The sequence below is a fragment of the Rhizobium sp. 007 genome, from assembly GCF_015353075.1.
Classification (GTDB): Bacteria; Pseudomonadota; Alphaproteobacteria; order Rhizobiales; family Rhizobiaceae; genus Rhizobium.
In genome coordinates, this window is the sequence record NZ_CP064187.1 from 3,180,638 (window position 1) to 3,199,373 (window position 18,736).

At 60.9% G+C, this 18,736-nt stretch carries 16 protein-coding genes and 1 pseudogene; 10 read left to right on the forward strand and 7 right to left on the reverse strand.

The annotated features are described in order from the left end of the window. Nucleotides 1-33: 33 nt before the first annotated feature. Nucleotides 34-873 carry an MBL fold metallo-hydrolase gene (locus ISN39_RS15635; RefSeq protein ID WP_194728139.1) on the forward strand — a complete coding sequence of 280 codons (840 nt, stop codon included), beginning with the start codon at nt 34-36 and terminating at the stop codon, nt 871-873. Between the two features lie 40 nt (nt 874-913). Here ISN39_RS15635 and ISN39_RS15640 read toward each other — a convergent pair whose 3' ends face one another. Then, the gene (locus ISN39_RS15640; protein WP_074069598.1) at nt 914-1,417 is read right to left on the reverse strand and encodes a pyridoxamine 5'-phosphate oxidase family protein; all 504 of its coding nucleotides are present in this window, start codon (nt 1,415-1,417) and stop codon (nt 914-916) included. A 176-nt stretch (nt 1,418-1,593) separates the two neighbouring features. Here ISN39_RS15640 and ISN39_RS15645 point away from each other — a divergent pair, with 176 nt between their 5' ends. Further along, entirely contained in the window at nt 1,594-2,340 is a 747-nt protein-coding gene (locus tag ISN39_RS15645; protein WP_039846027.1) for a YebC/PmpR family DNA-binding transcriptional regulator, read from the forward strand. 236 nt (nt 2,341-2,576) lie between these two features. Here the strand turns inward: ISN39_RS15645 and ISN39_RS15650 are convergent, their stop codons facing one another. Both ISN39_RS15650 and ISN39_RS15655 read right to left on the reverse strand, forming a co-directional pair. Next, nucleotides 2,577-3,578: an LLM class flavin-dependent oxidoreductase gene (locus tag ISN39_RS15650; protein ID WP_194730232.1), complete on the reverse strand. Its 1,002-nt coding sequence runs from the start codon at nt 3,576-3,578 to the stop codon at nt 2,577-2,579. Between the two features lie 126 nt (nt 3,579-3,704). Then, the gene (locus tag ISN39_RS15655; RefSeq protein WP_194728140.1) at nt 3,705-6,023 is read right to left on the reverse strand and encodes a methyl-accepting chemotaxis protein; all 2,319 of its coding nucleotides are present in this window, start codon (nt 6,021-6,023) and stop codon (nt 3,705-3,707) included. Between the two features lie 234 nt (nt 6,024-6,257). On the opposite strand from ISN39_RS15655, the gene ruvC reads away from it, so the two are divergent. From ruvC to ISN39_RS15695, 8 genes and pseudogenes are all read left to right on the forward strand, one after another. Continuing rightward, a complete protein-coding gene (gene ruvC / locus ISN39_RS15660) occupies nt 6,258-6,770 on the forward strand; it encodes a crossover junction endodeoxyribonuclease RuvC (protein WP_074069602.1) in 513 nt (170 codons plus the stop codon). A 57-nt stretch (nt 6,771-6,827) separates the two neighbouring features. Next, nucleotides 6,828-7,091, forward strand: coding sequence for an AbrB/MazE/SpoVT family DNA-binding domain-containing protein (locus tag ISN39_RS15665; protein ID WP_194728141.1), 264 nt, complete (start codon nt 6,828-6,830; stop codon nt 7,089-7,091). Next, the gene (locus ISN39_RS15670) at nt 7,069-7,488 is read left to right on the forward strand and encodes a type II toxin-antitoxin system VapC family toxin (protein WP_194728142.1); all 420 of its coding nucleotides are present in this window, start codon (nt 7,069-7,071) and stop codon (nt 7,486-7,488) included. The genes ISN39_RS15665 and ISN39_RS15670 overlap by 23 nt, the downstream gene beginning before the upstream one ends. A gap of 11 nt (nt 7,489-7,499) precedes the next feature. Then, nucleotides 7,500-8,114 (forward strand): Holliday junction branch migration protein RuvA, encoded by a 615-nt coding sequence (gene ruvA / locus ISN39_RS15675; protein WP_194728143.1) that lies wholly within the window; start codon nt 7,500-7,502, stop codon nt 8,112-8,114. A 76-nt stretch (nt 8,115-8,190) separates the two neighbouring features. Further along, on the forward strand, nt 8,191-9,231 hold the full coding sequence (gene ruvB / locus ISN39_RS15680) for a Holliday junction branch migration DNA helicase RuvB (RefSeq protein WP_074069606.1): 1,041 nt from the start codon (nt 8,191-8,193) through the stop codon (nt 9,229-9,231). After that, nucleotides 9,232-10,134: a metallophosphoesterase gene (locus ISN39_RS15685; protein WP_194728144.1), complete on the forward strand. Its 903-nt coding sequence runs from the start codon at nt 9,232-9,234 to the stop codon at nt 10,132-10,134. Nucleotides 10,135-10,157: 23 nt separating this feature from the next. Continuing rightward, a pseudogene (locus tag ISN39_RS15690) lies at nt 10,158-10,508 on the forward strand (DNA mismatch repair protein MutT); the annotation flags it as partial. Nucleotides 10,509-10,581: 73 nt separating this feature from the next. After that, nucleotides 10,582-11,145, forward strand: coding sequence for a DinB family protein (locus ISN39_RS15695; protein ID WP_194728145.1), 564 nt, complete (start codon nt 10,582-10,584; stop codon nt 11,143-11,145). On the opposite strand, the gene ISN39_RS15700 is transcribed toward ISN39_RS15695, so the two are convergent. The 4 genes from ISN39_RS15700 to gnd form a co-directional block, all read right to left on the reverse strand. Continuing rightward, complete coding sequence (locus tag ISN39_RS15700; protein ID WP_194728146.1) at nt 11,142-12,521, reverse strand: virulence factor family protein; 1,380 nt, start codon at nt 12,519-12,521, stop codon at nt 11,142-11,144. The genes ISN39_RS15695 and ISN39_RS15700 overlap by 4 nt on opposite strands. Next, the gene (mprF, locus tag ISN39_RS15705; RefSeq protein ID WP_194728147.1) at nt 12,518-15,121 is read right to left on the reverse strand and encodes a bifunctional lysylphosphatidylglycerol flippase/synthetase MprF; all 2,604 of its coding nucleotides are present in this window, start codon (nt 15,119-15,121) and stop codon (nt 12,518-12,520) included. Before mprF ends, ISN39_RS15700 begins: the two co-directional genes overlap by 4 nt. 251 nt (nt 15,122-15,372) lie before the next feature. Further along, nucleotides 15,373-17,499, reverse strand: a complete 2,127-nt coding sequence (locus ISN39_RS15710; RefSeq protein ID WP_194728148.1) for a mechanosensitive ion channel family protein — start codon at nt 17,497-17,499, stop codon at nt 15,373-15,375. A gap of 145 nt (nt 17,500-17,644) precedes the next feature. After that, on the reverse strand, nt 17,645-18,664 hold the full coding sequence (gene gnd / locus ISN39_RS15715) for a phosphogluconate dehydrogenase (NAD(+)-dependent, decarboxylating) (RefSeq protein WP_194728149.1): 1,020 nt from the start codon (nt 18,662-18,664) through the stop codon (nt 17,645-17,647). Between the last annotated feature and the right edge of the window lie 72 nt (nt 18,665-18,736).

Here is an 18,736-nt window from a genome sequence, read left to right on the forward strand (position 1 = left end):
CCTCGCCGCACCGTGAAAGCGCCGGAGGGTGGCATGAAGCCGCAATTGCTTATCCTCGCTATCGCATGCCTTGTGCCTCTTGCCCTGCCCCGTGCAGCCGCCGCACAAGAGGAACGGAAGCCCGTTAGCCAATGCCAGGCGATCGCACAGGCAATCCCCAAGGCCAAATTCGCAAGCTTTTCCGGTGAGATGCCCATCGTGACCGCGGTTTCGGAAGGCGAGGATGTCAAGCTGACCTTCCTAGGACATTCCACCTTCGAAATCGAAACGCCGGGCGGCATCGTCATCGCAACGGATTTCAACGGCTGGTACCGGCCGGTCGTGACACCCGACGTGGTGACGATGAACCGGGCGCACTCCACGCACTACACGCTGACCCCGGACCCGGCGATCAAGCACGTGCTGCACGGCTGGAGCGATGTGCCCGGAGAAAAGGCCGACATCGACCTGATGGTCGGCGACACCTATATCCGCAACGTGACGACGGATATCCGCGGCGGCTACGGCGCTGCGCAGCAGGATGGAAATTCGATCTTCGTCTTCGAGAGCGCCGGGCTCTGCATCGGCCATCTCGGCCATCTGCACTATGAGCTGACCGATGCCCACTACACTGAGATCGGCCGCCTGGACATCGTCATGGTGCCGGTCGATGGCGGCCTGACCATGGGCGCCGACAGCATGAGCCGCATCATCAAGCGGCTTCGCTCGTCGCTGATACTGCCGATGCACCGCCGCGGTCCGCCGGTCGCGCGCTTCGTGTCGATGTTCGGCAAAGATTTCGATATCAGCTACGCGCCCGACGACACGATCACCGTTTCCATGCGCTCCCTCCCCAAGAAGCCGCTCATTTATGTGATGAAGGGCGCTCAATAGAGAAGACCCGAAAGTCTGAGACCTCCGGGTTCTGCCCGTATCAGGCAAATTGCAGATGCCGCTTGATGCCCACTTCCGGCATCTTGTCATCGCTGAGATTGGCCTTCGCGATCTCCCAGCCGAACTTCAGCTTGCTGCCGGTCGAAACCCAGATTTCGGCGTCGTCCACATGCATGACAAGCATCGTCAGGTTCGGATCTTTCTTGCCCTCCTCGTACCAGGCAGCAACCACCGAATTCCAATATTGCTCGATCCTCGAAGGATCCGGCCGGACCTCGATCTTGCCTGCCAGGCACGCGTGGTAGTCGTGATCCTTGCCGACGACGCAGAAATGCGCCCGCATTCCCGGTTTGACGGCGCGTACGATGTCGGCATCCGATTTGGTATAGAACCAGATGGTATTGGTCTTCGGATCGGCATGCGGAGCCATCGGCTGCATGTGCATGTCGGCACCATCGATGCCGAGCATCCCTGCGGAAACATCGTTCACCTGATCCCAAAGCTGCCGTGCCGGATGATCGCGCGCTTCACTAAAGCTTGCCATGGCCTTTCCCCTTCCGTTCGGGCTTTTCAAGCCTTCAAACGTCACGTCTGCCGCTTTGTTCCGTAGCTTTTCGCCTTCCTCGGGACACAGAGACAAGCTGCTTTCTTCTTGAATGCAGCCCGCTTCGCTCTTATAAGGCCGTCCATTCCGAACAATGAGACGTGAACAGGGGTGCCATGGCTGGCCATTCACAGTTTAAAAACATCATGCATCGCAAAGGCCGTCAGGATGCCGTGCGGTCGAAAATGTTCTCCAAGCTTGCGCGCGAAATCACCGTTGCCGCCAAGGCCGGCCTGCCCGACCCGACGATGAACGCCCGCCTGCGCCTGGCAATCCAGAACGCCAAGGCACAGTCCATGCCGAGGGACAACATCGACCGTGCCATCAAGAAGGCCGCAGGCGCCGATAGCGAGAATTACGACGAAGTCCGCTACGAGGGTTACGGTCCGGGAGGCACGGCGATCATCGTCGAAGCGCTGACCGACAACCGCAACCGCACCGCATCCAACGTCCGCTCGATCTTCACGAAGGCCGGCGGCGCGCTCGGCGAAACCGGCTCGGTTTCCTTCTCCTTCGACCACGTCGGTGAGATCACCTACAAGCCATCCGCCGGCGATGCCGACACGGTCATGGAAGCCGCGATCGAAGCCGGCGCCGATGACGTCGAGACCGACGAGGAAGGCCACACCATCACCTGCGCCTTCGAATCCCTCGGCGAGGTCGCCAAGGCCCTGGAAGGCGCGCTTGGCGAAGCTGAAACCGTCAAGGCCGTCTGGCGCTCCCAGAACAACGTGCCGGTGGACGAGGAAAGGGCCCAGTCGCTGATGAAGCTTATCGACAGCCTGGAAGACGATGACGACGTGCAGAACGTCTATTCGAACTTCGAGGTTTCCGAGGAAGTGCTCGCCAAGCTTTCGGCCTGAGCATTCGAACGAACGAAGAAAAGACCCGGCTGCGGAAACGCTACCGGGTCTTTTGTTTTCAGGAGTGATGTTCGGCGCAGAGCGACGCAGCCTATATGCAACCACCCGCTACCTCTTGGGCTCCCTCACTCCTGTGCTTGTCACAGGGGGTCCAGCACGCCCACGTCCTTGGTCGCGGAAGACTTATTCACAGCAATGAGGGAAGAAGCCGCGGAGCGCTTCGCAGCTCCAGGACCTTAAGCCGCAACACGCATGAAATTCCCCAGTCCCGCAAACAGCTCGACCGACTTCAGCCGCGCCTCGATGTCGTGGATCGGCATCGAGATGATGAGTTCGTCGGCCCCGGTCTCCTTCAGGAATTCGGTGAGCTTCGCCTCTGACGTCTTCGGCGAGCCCACGACCGCATAGCGCAGCGTGTGCTCGACATTCAGTTTCTCCATCGGTGACCAGAAGCCCTCCATGTCCTCGACTGGCCGCGGGAACGGGCCACGGACGTTACGGCGCAGATTGACGAACTGCTGCTGGGCAGAGGTGAAATGATATTGTGCCTCCTCGTCGGTCGGCGCGACGGAACCCATGACGCCGGCCATGACGTAGGGCTGGTCGAGCGAGGCTGAGGGTTGGAACTTGCTGCGGTAGATATCGATCGCATCGAGCAGCGAATCCGGCGCGAAATGCGAGGCGAAGGCATAGGGAAGGCCGAGCATCGCCGCGAGCTGGGCGCTATAAAGACTGGAGCCGAGAAGCCAGATCGGCACATGCGAATTGTGGCCCGGAACGGCAAGGATCGCCTGGTTCTCGACCGGCGCGCCTAATAGCTGCTGCAGCTCGACGATATCGTTCGGGAAGTTGTGGGCGCCTGTCTCCAGATTGCGGCGGAGCGCCTGTGCCGTGCGCATATCCGTACCCGGCGCGCGGCCAAGCCCGAGGTCGACCCGGCCCGGGAAAAGCGCCGCCAATGTGCCGAACTGCTCGGCGATCACCAGCGGCGAGTGATTGGGCAGCATGATTCCGCCCGAGCCGATGCGGATCCGTTTCGTTGCGGCACCGACATGGCCGATGACCACCGCAGTCGCGGCACTTGCAACCCCCGGCATGCCGTGATGCTCCGCCAGCCAGAAGCGCTTGTAGCCGCACTCCTCCGCCTTCTGCGCCATGCGCGCCGAGCCTTCGAAGGATTGCTGGATCGTCGTGCCTTCGGCAACGGGCGAAAGATCGAGAATGGAAAAGGGAACCATAGGAAAACCTGCCGGTGATTGGAAGGACAGGTCTATGTAGGTTCTGGAATCGCTCATTCCAAATCCCGCGGACGAAGAAAAGGGCCGGTTTCCCGACCCCCGATCTCTTCGCTTCGTTTGCTCCGTTTATCGGCGTTGCCGGAGAACATGAACCTCGGCGCTGCGATGGTAGTGGTCGTGAGGCAGCGTGAAATTGCCGAGCTGACGGTCCATCTCCACAGCCTCGGCCGCAAGGCGGTGGATCGCGGCTGTCGTTTCCTCGACCATGGCGGCATTCTGCTGCGTCATCGAATCGAGCTCGGAAACGGACGTGTTGATCTGGCGGAGCGTATCCGCCTCTTCGCGGGTCGATTCCATGATCTCGTTGATTTGGCCGTTGATCGCTTCCACATGGCTGCCTATGCCGGTCAGAGCCACCCCTGCCCGCTCGACAAGCGCCACGCCGGTCTCGACTTCGCGGGTCGACTTCTGCAGCAGGCTCGCGATTTCCTTGGCTGCGCTCGATGAGCGCTGCGCCAGCTCGCGCACTTCCATTGCCACAACCGCAAACCCCTTGCCGGATTCCCCGGCGCGAGCGGCTTCGACGCCGGCATTAAGCGCCAGCAGGTTGGTCTGGAAGGCGATGTCGTCGATGACGGAGATGATCGTATTGATCTGCCGCGAGGAGGATTGGATTGCTTCCATCGCTGCGATTGTCTCGCGCATGATCTGGCTGGAGCCGGTGGTCTCCTTCTTCGCGTCACGGGCAATGCGCTCCGCCTGTTCGGCGCGTTGGATCTGGACGCGAACGGACTGGGTGATCGCGTCGATCGCATTGGCCGTTTCGGTGATCGAAGCAGCCTGGCGCTCGGTACGTCCGGCAAGGTCGTCGGCTCCGGTCCGCATCTCTTCCGAGCCCGACCGTACAGCCATAGAGTTGCCGCCGATCGCCGTCATCGTTTCGCTGAGCGTGGCGAGCGCCTCGTTGAAGTTGACGCGCAGGCTTTCAAGTTCGTTGGGGAAGCGCGTTTCGATCTGATAGGCAAGATCGCCGTTCGCCAGATGGTCCAGACCCTCGTCCAGTGCCTGGACGACATCCTGCAAGGTTCTCGCTTCCGCTTCGCGCAGTGCAAGGTTTTCCTGACGGTCGCGCTCGGCGCGGGCGCGGGTTTCGGCGCTTGCCGCTTCCAGCTCGCGGCTTTCGATCAGTGATTGCCTGAAGCGGGCGAGCGCCTTGGCCATCGTGCCGATTTCGTCCTGGCGGGTCTGGCTGCCGATCTCGACATCCAGCTTGCCGTCGGCCACATCGCGGGTATTTCCAGCGAGGCGGGCGAGCGGCGAGAAGAGCAGCTTGGTGATGAGGCCGGTGGCGATCGCCATGACGACAAGCGCTGCAAGGCCGATCATGGTCAGCAGCGTCGCGATCTCGATCGAACCAGCATTGAGCTCGCTGACGAGCACGCTTTCGACGACGAGGAACCGCTCGCCCTGATAGGTGATAGAGCGGACATAGGCCCGGGCGGTGCCGTCGGGGCGCGCAAAGTCGTCGACCGTCATGCCGTTGCTGCTTGCAAGCGCATCCTTCATGAAGGTGAACGGCGCCGTGTCGAGCGTCACAAGCCGGCCTTCGGCATTGAGCCCTACGACAGAACCGTCACTGGAAATGATGGCCGCCTGAGCCGTGCTGCCGGAAACGATCCCCTTTGCCAGGATGCTGGTGATGATATCGTCGCGAACCTTGAAGAGGATGATGCCCTTCGGCTGTCCGAGCTTGATGATCGGCACTGCGTAGAAGATCGCCGACTTGCCGTTGGAGGCATCAACGCGCAGGCCCGAAAATGCGGTCGGCGCGGAATCGTCCGTCGCCTTGGCCGTGTTCTCTATCGCCTTTGCAAACGCAATACCCGCACCTGTCGCCTTCCATGTATCAGCCTTCAGGTTTTCGGCAAAATTGTCGTCCTTCTTGTAGGAATAGAGAACCGAGCCATCGAGATCGGCGATCAGCAGGTCGCTGAAGGCGGTGTTCTCCAGGTCGCGTGCAACTTCGCCCTGCGTCTTTTCGTGGTTGGAGTAGTAGAAGCCGCTCGGTCCTTCCGGCTTCATCAGCTTTTCACGCTGATCGGCCGGGTTCGGATTGTTGGTGATGAACACCTTCTTGAGTTCGCCGCGCGCGTCGCCCGACGATTTTTCGATCGTCTTCCAGCCGCTCTTCAGGCTGGTGATCGACATCTGCAGCGCCTCGATGCGCGCAATGGAACTCGCCTGATTTTCGAGCTGTCCCAGTTGATCCTGCAGCATGTCGCCGCGGAAGATGAGAACGCTTTCCTTGGCCTTCAGCGCCTGCGCATCTGAAATGCGGCTGCTGGTGAAGTAGCCAAGAACACTGATCGTGCTCACAGCCAGTGCCGTGAGCAGGATAAATGTCGCGATAACCTTAAAGGACAGGGACTGAAATCTCTGAGCCATGACAACGAACCCTTCCGGAGCGGCTTGCCGGCAGCAAAACCTGCCACCTTGACCGAAAACAGAACACGGGGAGCCTTAACCTTTTGCAAAAAGGCAACTCCTCTCACATTTGAAGGGGTAGCTTTCAGGCATTGGATTTAATTCGTGGTAAACGGCGCCTTATAAAGGGACGTAATGTTTTTGTTTTGTTCACATATCGGTGGCAGTTATTTTGCAACCGCAATAAGGTGAGCCATGCAAAATACGATTCGCATCATCGGCATCGACCCGGGCCTTCGCCGCACCGGCTGGGGAATTATCGACACACTCGGCAATTCGCTGCGCTTCGTGGCCTCCGGAACGGTGACCTCGGACGGCGAGATGGACCTCGCCTCTCGCCTCTGCCAGCTGCATGACGGGCTTGCCGAAATCGTGCATGGCTACAAGCCGGATGAGGCAGCAGTCGAGCAGACCTTCGTCAACAAGGATGCGGTTGCGACGCTGAAGCTCGGTCAGGCCCGCGGCATCGCGATGCTCGTGCCGGCACGCGCCGGGCTCCAGGTATCGGAGTATGCGCCCAACGCCGTCAAGAAAGCCGTCATCGGCGTCGGCCACGGCGAGAAGCAGCAAATCCACTTGATGCTGAAAATCCTGATGCCGAAAGTCGAATTCAAGGGCAACGACGCCGCTGACGCGCTCGCCATCGCAATCTGCCACGCCCATAACCGCGGCAGCAGCCGGATGCGCCAGGCAGCACTGGCCGGCTGACATGCGTTCTTGACTTGTTCCCTTTCTGCAGCTAGGTAATACAAAGGAGGTATTACCATGCGTGTCACCGAAAAGGGCCAAGTGACGATCCCGAAGGAGATTCGCGACCGACTGGGGATCGGCCCTGGATCGGAAGTGGATTTCATCGCCTCCGGAGCGGGCGCCGTACTCGTCAAGATCGAGAAGAGCGGAGCTGATCCGATTCGCAATTTCGATGATTGGGCGCGCCGCGTCCAAGGAACGGTTGATCTCGGCGGAATGACGACGGATGAGTATATCGAATGGTTGAGGGGCCCACGTGACGATCTCGACCCTCGTTGACACCAATATCCTTATCGACATCCTGGGGCCTGATACCGCCGAACGGCAATGGTCGCTGAAGTCCCTGAAGCAATGCGTGATTGACGGCGATCTGGTAACGAACGTCGTTATCTGGTCGGAACTCGCCGCCTCGCCTTTGTCCGAGGAGCAGTTGACGTCTGCTTTGTCCTGGCTCGATGTGAAGCGTGAAGCCGTACCTTTCGAGGCGGCCTTTCGTGCCGGCAAAGCACACCGCCTATATCGGCGAGCCGGCGGTCAGCGCGAAAGGATACTTCCCGATTTTCTGGTCGGGGCTCATGCCGATTGGCGCCGGCATCGGCTGCTGACGCGTGACGCTGTCCGCTATCGTTCCTATTTCCCATCGCTCGATCTCATCACCCCCGAAACCCATCCCTGACGGACCTCTTCATGATCGGCAAGCTCAAAGGCACCATCGACGAAATCGGCGACGACCATGTGCTCGTCGACGTACACGGCGTCTGCTACGCCGCCTATTGCTCCGGCCGTACCCTATCGAGACTCGGCTCGCCGGGAGATGCCTGCGTGCTCTTCATCGAGACCTATGTGCGCGAAGACCAGCTGAAGCTCTTCGGCTTCATGACCGCGCTGGAGCGCGAGTGGTTCAACCTGCTGCAAAGCGTCCAGGGTGTCGGCGCGAAGGTCGCGCTCGCCGTTCTCTCCATCCTGACGCCAAGCGAACTGGCCAATGCGATCGCACTGCAGGACAAAACGGCCGTCTCCCGTGCACAGGGGGTCGGCCCGAAGGTTGCGGTCCGTATCGTCACCGAATTGAAGAACAAGGCACCCGCCTTTGCCGGCGAGGCGATCAATATCGGCCTCAAGCAGGAACTCGGTGAAGGTGTTGCTTCGGCCCCGGTCTCCGATGCCGTCTCGGCGCTGACGAACCTCGGCTATTCACGTGATCAGGCCGCCAACGCCGTCGCTGCGGCCATGAAGACGGCAGGCGAAGGTGCTGACAGTGCCAAGCTGATCAGGTTGGGTCTCAAGGAGCTCGCGCGTTAAATCCGCCGCGATTTGATGCAAAAGCGGACTGCGTCATGTATGGGTTGAATCCCTATCAAACTGGAAGATTGCCAAGATGAGTGAACCCGCGCGCCTGATATCGCCGGAAAAGCGGGGCGAAGACCTGGATGTGACGCTACGCCCGCAGTCGCTGGACGAGTTCACCGGCCAGGCGGAGGCGCGTGCGAACCTGAAGGTCTTCATCGAGGCCGCCAAGAACCGCGGCGAGGCGCTGGACCATGTCCTCTTCGTGGGGCCGCCAGGCCTCGGCAAGACGACGCTCGCGCAGATCATGGCCAAGGAGCTCGGCGTCAACTTCCGCTCCACCTCGGGTCCGGTCATCGCCAAGGCAGGTGACCTTGCCGCGCTGCTGACGAATCTCGAAGAGCGCGACGTCCTCTTCATCGATGAAATCCACCGCCTGAATCCGGCCGTCGAGGAAATCCTCTATCCGGCGATGGAAGACTTCCAGCTGGACCTCATCATCGGCGAAGGCCCGGCCGCCCGCTCGGTGAAGATCGATCTCTCGAAATTCACCCTCGTCGCCGCGACCACGCGTCTAGGCCTCTTGACCACGCCGCTCCGCGACCGCTTCGGCATTCCGGTGCGGCTGAGTTTCTATACGGTGGAAGAACTGGAACTGATCGTGCGCCGCGGCGCCCGTCTCATGAACCTGCCGATCGTCGACGACGGCGCCCGCGAAATTGCGCGGCGCGCCCGCGGCACGCCGCGCATCGCCGGCCGCCTGCTTCGCCGCGTGCGCGATTTCGCCGAAGTCGCCAAGGCCGAAGCCGTTACCCGCGAGATAGCCGACGAAGCGCTCACCCGCCTGCTTGTCGACAGTGTCGGCCTCGACCAGCTCGATAAGCGCTATCTCAACATGATCGCCGTCAATTTCGGCGGCGGCCCCGTCGGCATCGAGACGATCGCCGCGGGCCTTTCCGAACCGCGCGACGCGATCGAGGACATCATCGAGCCCTACATGATCCAGCAGGGCTTCATCCAGCGCACGCCGCGTGGCCGCGTGCTGACGGCAACCGCCTGGAAGCATCTCGGCCTGCAGCCACCGAAGGACCTGGAAGCCGCGCAGTTCCGGCTGTTTCAGGAAGAGGATTGAGTGATGACGCGACGCGGATTTCTGAAGATTCTCGGCGGCAGTGTCGCGGGCGTCGTGGCGCTTGGTGGTTATGCCTTCGCCTATGAGCCTCTCGCGCGGCTGAACATCACCCGTTATGCACTGACGCCGCCAGGGTGGACGCCGGGCTTGAAACTCAGGGTCGTCGCGCTTGCCGATTTGCATGCCTGCGAACCGTGGATGTCCGCCAGCCGTATTGCCGCGATCTGCGCTACGGCGAACGCACTCAGCGGAGACGTGACGGTCATGCTCGGCGACTATGCCTCCGGCATGAACATGGTGACCCGTTACATGCATTCGAGCGAGTGGTCGGAGGCACTCGCCACCTTGCGCGCTCCGCTCGGCGTTCACGCGATCATGGGCAATCACGACTGGTGGGAAGACAAGGACGCTCAGGAGAACGACGGCAGGGAACCGTTCGGACATCGCGCCTTGGCCGATGTCGGAATTCCGGTTTACAGCAACCGTGCCGTCCGGCTCGAAAAAGATGGCTATGGCTTCTGGCTGGCGGGCCTGGAAGACCAATTGGCGCTTTTGCCCGGCAAGAGGTGGGGCCGCACGCACATGCTCGGCCTGGACGATCTGGACGGCACGCTGGCACAGGTTTCCGACGATGCGCCTATCATCCTGCTTGCCCATGAGCCAGATCTTTTTCCGCGGGTGCCGCAGCGTGTATCGCTGACGCTTTCGGGTCATACACACGGCGGGCAGATCCGTCTTTTTGGCCACTCGCCGGTCGTTCCCTCCCGTTTCGGCAATCGTTACGCTTATGGCCACGTTGTCGAGGAGGGACGAAATATTATTATCTCCGGCGGCCTTGGATGTTCGATTGCGCCAATCCGCTTCGGCGTCCCGCCGGAGATTGTCGTGGTCGATCTTGGATAGACAGGGAATGTCCGAGCAACCCCTCATCCGAGACGCTGAAGCGCGAGATGATCGAGGAACTCGGCGTCGAGGTGAAAATTCAGCGTCTTCTCTGGAACGTCGAGAACTTCTTTGTCTGCGGTAAACGCGCCTGGCACGAGCTGGGCATTTGTGACCTGATGGAAATCCCGCCCGAGTTCCCGTTCAAGTCCGGCGAGATCATCCACCGGATCGAGGATGGCGGCAATTATCTCGAGTTCAAATGGGTGCCTGCGACACGCCGCCCTGTCCGCGCTGGATATTCCGCCTATTTCATCTCTGAAGAAATCGAGACCTTGCCAGCCTCGCTGCGCCATCTTGCCTGGCGCGATGGGAACCTAGCTGGCAACGATTAGGCCGACCGCAAACATTGACGCCACGTAGATCGGCGCCTTAGCTACGCCCCATTCGCAATGAGGAGGATGCGCCATGCCGAGTTTCGATCCGTGCCGGGTGTTCCGCAAGCTTTCCTATAACAACGCGCTTGCGAACCATCGCCTACTGTCTGCCTGCGCATCCCTGCATCCGGGGGAGTTCGAGGCGAAGCGCGTGAGCTTCTTTCCCTCGATCAAGTCGACGCTCAACCACATCATCACCGTTGACTGGTTCTATGTCGACGCGCTCGAGGGCGGCACGCTTGGTGCGAAAGCCTGGGAGGTCGAAGAGCCCTTCGATACGGTCGCCTCGCTTACTGTCGAGCAGCGCAAGGTCGATCAGCGCCTCGTGGCGTTTTGCGAAGCCCTGAGCCCCGAAGGGCTTGCAGCGGTGATCGATCTCCAGCGTGCTGGCCGCCTCCAGAAAGAGCGGGCGGACGACGTGCTAAGCCACCTCTTCCAGCATCAGACGCATCATCGCGGCCAGGTGCATGCGATGCTCGCTGGAACCTGCGTAAAGCCGCCGCAGCTCGACGAGTTTATCGTCGATGACGACGCGAAGTTCCGCAGTGTTGAGATTGCCGCCCTCGGCTGGAGCGAAGAGACGCTGATGCGTTAATCGGCAAGCTGCGCCTTTAGCCGGTCGACGATCGTCTTCGTCAGCAGATCGTAGTTCTCGTCGAAATGGTGATCGCCTGGCAGCTCGACGACGTCGGCGGCGCTATTCTTCAATGCGGGGCAGGCAACCTCGTCGTCGTCGTCCTTGCCGTAGATGCATTGCACAAGCTTGGGGTCGATGGCTCTCAGATCATCGACCGGGTCGCCGGCAGCACCCTCCGTCTTCTGGCCGAGCCAGCCCATGACGGAAATCACATAGTCCACCTCGTGGGAAAGCGAGAGCAGCGACACCTGGGCGATCGCCGCTTTGTCCGCGGCTTTGAGCCTGTTGTAGGTGGCGGGCACGATATCGGCACCGAAAGAGTACCCGATCAGAAGAACGTGCTTCACCTTCCATTGCTTGCGATAGAATTCGATAATCTTCGCCAGGTCGTCGGCCGTCTCCTGGGGCTGGCGCTCTGACCAGAAATAGTGAAGTGAGTCGACACCGATGACGGGAATGCCCTCTTTCTGCAGCGCCGCACCGACTTCCTTGTCGATATCGCGCCAGCCGCCGTCGCCGGAATAGACGATGGCCATGGTGTTCATGGACGGCTTGGCCTCGAGCACGGCAAGCGGCAATCCGAGCGGATTGTCCGCGCTTCCAGAAGCGGCGATCAGGTCGTCCAGAGTGTCAGAAAGCGCCGTTTCGGCATCATCCCCGACATCGCGGATCTCAATTTCCGGATGATCCTTCTTCAGCGCCTCGGCATGCGCACGCCCATCTTTCGTTGCAGCGGACGTGAAGGCAGCAGTGATGGCGTTCGGAAGGCTGCCATCGGCGAGGCCGTAGACCATCCGGTCACCCACCGTCTTTTTCGATGCCGGTGTGCAGAGCTGTTGGGTCAGCGGAATGCCGGCAACCGGATCCACGACCAGCGTTTGGCCGATCGTCGCATCCGGCGTCTGCGCAGCAATCGCCAGCGCCAATGCGCCGCCCTCGCTGATACCGGCGATGATCGGCAGATGATAGGCGCTGTTGCCGGCAGCCCGCTGCACCTGCTGGCTGAGCGACTCGATGTCGGAAACCAGATAGATGCAGCCGTCATTCTCGCTGACGTCATATTTGCGCAGGGCATCCATATAGGTCGGGAAGTCGACACCGATTACGACGGCTCCCTCCTGCACCAATCTGTCGGCCTCCGCCTTTTCCTTGTCGCTCCAGCCAGCGCCATCCGAAATCAGCATCACCGCGCCTTTGACATCGCCGTCCGGCAAAAAGATGTGCGGTGAAGGAATAAGCCCGGTTTCAAAGCGTTGCGTGGTTTCCTCGGCAGCGACGGCCGGGGCCGTCAGCGCGAAAGCGCACACGGCCGAGAGGAGATATCTTCTGATCATTTCCTGACAACTCCCTTCAATCCGCCGCCGATGAGAAGTGTAGCGTCCATCAACGCGATCATCGGATTGCCCCCTCCTGAAACCGCAAGATAGCGCGGCTGCCAGTGCGGATGAAACTTTGATTTGAATGCCCGAAGGCCTTTGAAATTGTAAAAGCGCTCGCCGTGTTCGAAGACGGTGCTGCCGATCCGGTCCCAGACAGGTGCCGTCTCGCGCTTGGACATGCCGGAAAGCGGCGCCATGCCAAGGTTGAAGTGCGTATAGCCTTCGCCTCGCAGATATTCCATGATCCGCACGAAGAGGAAGTCCATCGATCCCTTGGGCGCCTCCGGCGAAAAGCGCATGAGGTCAATCGTAGCTTCCGACTTCGTTTCGGTGACGAGGATATTGGCAAAGGCAACGATTCTACCGTCCTTCTTCAAAACGCCGACAGGCTGGACGCTGACGTAATCCGCCTCGAAGGCGCCGAGCGAGAAGCCTTTCTCCTTGGCGTTGTGATGTTCGAGCCAGGCGTTGGAAACCGCAGAGAGCTCGTCGATGACACCGGTTACCTCTTCGGGCGGGATGACTTCGAATTCCAGCCCGTCGCGCTGCGCGCGCGCCGCCGTCTGCCGCAGGTTTGCCCATTTGCCGCCCTTCATTTCGAAATCCGTCAGATCGGCAACGGCCAGTTCGCCGAGCTTGAACGCACGCAGGCCCGCATCGGCGCAGTGGGAGAGAAGTGCTGGAGAAATCTGATAGAACACGGCCCGGCAACCGGCAGCGCGCGCCGCCTCGACGAAGCGCCACACGAGTTCCGGCCTCGCGTGCTTTGCCCCGATGGGATCAAAGAGTGCGATCCAGGATCGCCCCTGCCGGCCATACATGATGAAGGCATCGCCCTCCTCGGAAAACATGATGCTCTTGTCGCCCATGCGCACGAGATTGGCATCGGCATCATTCTGCGTCCTGACTATCTCGACCGCGCGCCGGAGCGCCTCCTCCGTCGCAGGCTCCGGCTTGAACGCGGCGGGGCGCAGCAGGCTGAAGATCGCGATTGCCGACGAAATGATCGTGAGGCCGAGAACGGCACGCAGCCCGCGCGGCGCCTCGCCGGCGAATTCGAACTGCCACCAGAGCTCGTTGCTGTATTCCACATCGCGGTAGACGAAGAGCAGGATGACGACCGCGCCCACGCAGATCACTGCAATCGCCGTCATCCATGATGCCGTCAGCGTTTGGTTAAGCAGTGAGGCATGACGGGTGAAGAGCCGGCGGCTGACAAAGAGGCTGGAGATAAGGAAGGCAAGGAACACCGCTTCGACAAGCGCTACGGCCTTGAGCAGCGAAAGCGCTAGCGCAGCAACAGCAGCGATAACCGCCACCAACCAGGCGCCATCGAGCCGCTGGCCAAGACCGCGCGCGGCAACGAGTAGCGCCAGACCCATCAGGCTGGAGAGGAAATGCGCTCCTTCAACGATCGGCAGCGGCAGATAGCTGGCGAGGAATTCCAGGTTCTGGTCCGGCGTTGGCGTGACGCTCGAAAAGATCAGCATAACGCCGAGCAGCAGCGTCAGCGCCGAAAGCAACTGCGGCGTCAGCCGTGCGCCGATGCGCCGTATGCTGGAAGCCGCCGGATGATCGACGAAGCGCCGAAATTCGGTTGCCGACACTGCGAGCACGGCGATCAGAAGCGGCAGCACATGATAGATCAGCCGGTAAAGGACCAGCGAGCCGAGAACCGCGTCGATATTCACCGCGCTGCCGAGCGAAGCGATGATGACCGTCTCGAAAACACCGAGACCCGCCGGAACATGGCTCAGCACCCCGAGCCCGACAGCAATCGCATAGACGGCAAGGAACACCGGCCAAGCGATCGCCGTTTGCGGCAGCAGAACATAAAGAACCGTGGCTGAAGCCGCGATGTCGAAGGCGGTCACCAGGAACTGGCGCGACCATGTGCGCGAATCCGGCAGGCGGATTGCGATCGGACCGATGTGCATCGCCCGACCGTCGCGTCCAAGCACGAGAAGCGCGCCAAGAGCCGCGATGATCACGCCCGCGGCCAGCCGGAGCAGCAATGCGCTCGTTCCCACCAGAGGTGCGATTTCATTCGCGATGATCATCAGTGCGATCGATGCGACCCCTGCCAGGCCAAGCCCGAAGGACAGCGTGACGAACGCAATGACGCGGCCGATATCTTCCGGCGTCAGGCCGAGACGCGAATAGGCGCGATAGCGGATCGCCCCGCCGCTCAACGCGCCGAAGCCCGCCGTGTTGCCGACCGCATAAGCGCTGAAAGCCGTCAGGGCTACATGCGGAAATGGCAGCCTCTTGCCGATGTAGTCGATGGCATTGAGATCGTAAACGATGAGCGCCAGGAAGCTCAATCCGGTAAAGAGAAGCGCAAGCAGGATGGCGCTGGGGCGCGTATTGGAGAGCGCTGCGACGACGTCCTCGTAGCGCACCTCATCGGTTAGCTGGACGACGGCATATCCGACGATGCAGAAAACAAGAAGCGTGGCGAGCGCCACCAGGTGGGGCCGATAGCGCCGCAGGAACCCGCGCGCAACCCGGCTCTCCGCGACTTCGATCTCTTCCAAGCTGCCGTCACTCGCCATCTCTACCTGCCGCTTTGCCGTCTGGCGGATCATTCCGGTAGACGAAGCATACGCGGCATTCAAGCTCTGCGAGCTTATACCGGACGATACCCCACCGCCGTCATTTGCGTCTCACTCGGCTTGAATTGGGGCAGAATTAGCGCCGTCAAACGCAATGGAACATTGCATTTTCGTAAGGTTTGACAATCCAAGAACAAGATCAGCCAAGGCCTGCGTTCGTGCGGCACTGTCCGACACAAGCCTCGGAATTTTCAGCTCGCGGCCTCGCTCGCTGTATCCGGCTTTTGTGTCACATGGCGCGCCGCCGCCGCACGCGCCTCGGCCTCGCGCCCCTCGCCGGCGACCTGTACGGTAGGCACCGCGAATTCAATGCCGTTCTCCTTGAAGGCATTGCGGATCATCGCCAGTGCGTTGCGGCGGATGACGAATTGCTCGCCTGGCTTGGTCATCATCGACAGCCGGAGCTCAATCGCGAATTCGCCGAATTGCTCGACGCCCTTCATCTTCAGCGTCTCGATGATATGCGGCCCGAATTCGGGATTCTCGAGCAATTGCTGTCCGATCTGCTTGATTACCTTCTTCGCTTTCACGAGGTCAGTATCGTAGGTCACGTTGAGACTGATCTTGTCGATCGTCCAGTCGCGGTTGAGGTTCTTGACTGCGCCGAGCTCGCCGAAGGGCACGGTCGTCAGTGGTCCGCGGTGATGGCGGAGTTTCACTGAGCGCAGGCTGAAGGCCTCGACCACGCCCTTGTGGCTGCCGCTCTCGATATATTCGCCGACGCGGAAGGCATCGTCCCACAGATAGAACATGCCACTGATGACATCCTTGACGATCGCTTGCGCTCCAAAACCCACCGCAACGCCGACGACGCCGGCACCGGCGATCAAGGGCGCGATCTGGATGCTGAGACCGGCGAGCACCATCAAGACGGCGATAACGGCGATAACGACAGCAAGGATGTTACGAAAAATCGGCAGCAGCGTCTGCAACCGCGCGCGCCTCGCCTTTTCCTCATCCGTGGCGCCATCGGCAAGCGGGGCATCGGCAAGCTTGCTGTTGATAAAGGCCTTCACGAGATGCCAGAGCAGATCGGCTGCAAGCAGAATGACGACACCGCCGATGACGCCGCGAGCGATGCGATCCACCATCGTCTCCCCGGCGGCCATCGTATCGGCTCCGACGCCAATCATGCGCCCCAGCCAGACAGCTGCCAACGCGATGATGACCGCCCTGACGCCGCGGTCAAGCAACACTGCTGCCATGCTGCGCTTTGCAAGGAAACCCGCTTCAGCCTGATGCAGCGCACGGACAGAAATCGTGGCGATGGCGAGCACTTTCGGCAATATCAGCGCGTAGATGCCGAGCCAAAGCAACCCGGCGAAGCCGGTGACCCACAGCACCCAAAGCAACACGAAATAAAGCGTCAACGCCCAGGATGTCGTTGGACTGCGGCGTGCACCGTCTGCCGGTCGCGACCAAACAGCCTCGGTGGCAATCAGAAACAATCCGATACCAAGAACATAGGCAACGAAATAGCGCGATGCACTGGAAAAGCCGAGCGGCGCCAATACCTGGATGACGGCCCATCCGAAGGCGAAATAGATGACGAAAACCGCCGAGCGCCGGAACCAGAAAAGCGCTTCGGCGCGAGAGACCTCGCGTTCACCGTCGGCCCTTGGAAGCGTCACCAAAGCAACCAGCAGCCGTCCAAGCGAAATAACAAAGCGTGCGGCCACCAGCGCAATCGTCACGGCGATCGCCATCGACTGACTGACCGGCGGCCAGTTCAACACAAGAAGCGCTATGAGAGTTGCAATCATGAAGACGATAGCAGGTACGAGGCGATAGAACAGATTGACCCCTGCCTGATAAAGCCCCGCCGGCTCCTCGGCATCCACGCGCCGAATGCGCGGGCGCGGCGCAACCGCACGGAAAAGCAATTCAGCCAGGGGACCTGCAAGGAAAAGAGCCAGCGTCTGAACCAGAATCCGGCCGACGCCTACGGGCTCCACCTCCCGGTCGACAATATCGGATGCGCTTGAGACCTCGTCCGGCAGGGCCATTGGGGCTTGCGACACCATCTCGACATGACGGCGTACGTGCCCGAGCAAATCCGAAAGCACGGACATCTGCTCTTCAGGCGCGGCGGCGGCTGGAGCAGATGGTGCCGCGTTCGTCTGCGCCGACATCCATTTCTGGACTTCGGGGGCCTGCATCAGTTCCATTATCTGGCGCACTTTGTCCGGCGGCGGCCCGGCCGGATCCGCAGCAGGTGCTGGCGTTTGCCCACTCGTCGCGCCGCAAAGGGCCGTCAAAATCACCAAAGAGAGAAGAAACGCCCAAAGACCGCGCCCCACGAACCTTGAACCCGACATGATGCCGCCCCTTTGGTGTGATCCCGCATCAACCATATCGCGTGCACGGCCATAGGCAATGGCCCAGGAAAAGGCCCGCAACCGGTGAACTTTATGGGGTCAGTTCACCGGGGATGCGGGCTTGTAACGCTTGAGGCTTGGGGCCTCAGGCTTTCGGCTTTTCCACATGGCCGCCGAAGCCGGCGCGCATGGCGGAAAGCACCTTGTTGGCGAACTCATCATTGTCGCGCGAGGAAAAACGGCCATAGAGCGCAGCGCTCAGCACCGGCGTCGGCACGCTTTCGTCGATAGCTGCCATGATCGTCCAGCGGCCTTCGCCGGAGTCTGAAACGCGGCCCGCAAATTTCATCAGCGCCGGATCGGCATGCAGCGCGTCCGAGGTCAAATCAAGCAGCCACGAGGTGATGACGCTGCCGCGCCGCCATACTTCGGCGACATCCTGCAGGTTGAAATCGTAGCGGTAGTGTTCCGGGTGGGAGAGAGGCGCGGTTTCGGCGTTCGATTCTTGCGCCGCCGCACCGATATTCGCGCGCTTGAGGATGTTCAGCCCCTCTGCATAAGCGGCCATCAGGCCGTATTCGATGCCGTTGTGAACCATCTTGACGAAATGGCCCGCGCCGTGAGCACCGCAATGCAGATAGCCCTGCTCCGCCGTGCTGTTCGGGTCAGGCTCGCGGTTTGCCGACGGCGGCGTGGTGCCGGCGCCAGGGGCCAGCGAGGCGAAGATCGGCGAAAGGCTCTGCACGATGCCCTTTTCGCCGCCGATCATCAGGCAATAGCCGCGCTCCAGACCGAAGACGCCGCCGCTGGTGCCCACATCGACATAGTGGATGCCCTTGGTGATCAGCTCGGCGCCGCGGCGGATATCGTCGTGATAATAAGAATTGCCGCCATCGATGATGATATCGTCGTCGTGCAGCAGCGGCACGAGCTGCGCAATCACCTTGTCGGTGATGGCCGCCGGCAGCATCAGCCAGACGGCGCGCGGGCGGGAAAGCTTCGAGACGAGCTCCTCGAGAGAGGCGCTGCCGACCGCGCCTTTTGCGACGAGATCGGCGACGCTCTCCGGCTTCGTGTCATAGACGACGCATTCATGGCCGTCGCGCATCAAGCGCTGGACCATATAATTGCCCATACGGCCCAAACCCACCATGCCAAGCTGCATCTGAAATCTCCTGGAATGTACTCAATACAGTAAGTCCGGAAACTAGCACCCACAGTGCAGCAGGCAAGCGAA

Bases quoted from the DNA above. Each gene is read 5' to 3' on its own strand.
- ISN39_RS15635 (WP_194728139.1), top strand. From the start codon at position 34: ATGAAGCCGCAATTGCTTATCCTCGCTATCGCATGCCTTGTGCCTCTT.
- ISN39_RS15640 (WP_074069598.1), bottom strand. From the start codon at position 1,417: ATGGCAAGCTTTAGTGAAGCGCGCGATCATCCGGCACGGCAGCTTTGG.
- ISN39_RS15645 (WP_039846027.1), top strand. From the start codon at position 1,594: ATGGCTGGCCATTCACAGTTTAAAAACATCATGCATCGCAAAGGCCGT.
- ISN39_RS15650 (WP_194730232.1), bottom strand. From the start codon at position 3,578: ATGGTTCCCTTTTCCATTCTCGATCTTTCGCCCGTTGCCGAAGGCACG.
- ISN39_RS15655 (WP_194728140.1), bottom strand. From the start codon at position 6,023: ATGGCTCAGAGATTTCAGTCCCTGTCCTTTAAGGTTATCGCGACATTT.
- ruvC (WP_074069602.1), top strand. From the start codon at position 6,258: ATGCAAAATACGATTCGCATCATCGGCATCGACCCGGGCCTTCGCCGC.
- ISN39_RS15665 (WP_194728141.1), top strand. From the start codon at position 6,828: ATGCGTGTCACCGAAAAGGGCCAAGTGACGATCCCGAAGGAGATTCGC.
- ruvA (WP_194728143.1), top strand. From the start codon at position 7,500: ATGATCGGCAAGCTCAAAGGCACCATCGACGAAATCGGCGACGACCAT.
- ruvB (WP_074069606.1), top strand. From the start codon at position 8,191: ATGAGTGAACCCGCGCGCCTGATATCGCCGGAAAAGCGGGGCGAAGAC.
- ISN39_RS15695 (WP_194728145.1), top strand. From the start codon at position 10,582: ATGCCGAGTTTCGATCCGTGCCGGGTGTTCCGCAAGCTTTCCTATAAC.
- ISN39_RS15700 (WP_194728146.1), bottom strand. From the start codon at position 12,521: ATGATCAGAAGATATCTCCTCTCGGCCGTGTGCGCTTTCGCGCTGACG.
- mprF (WP_194728147.1), bottom strand. From the start codon at position 15,121: ATGGCGAGTGACGGCAGCTTGGAAGAGATCGAAGTCGCGGAGAGCCGG.
- ISN39_RS15710 (WP_194728148.1), bottom strand. From the start codon at position 17,499: ATGTCGGGTTCAAGGTTCGTGGGGCGCGGTCTTTGGGCGTTTCTTCTC.
- gnd (WP_194728149.1), bottom strand. From the start codon at position 18,664: ATGCAGCTTGGCATGGTGGGTTTGGGCCGTATGGGCAATTATATGGTC.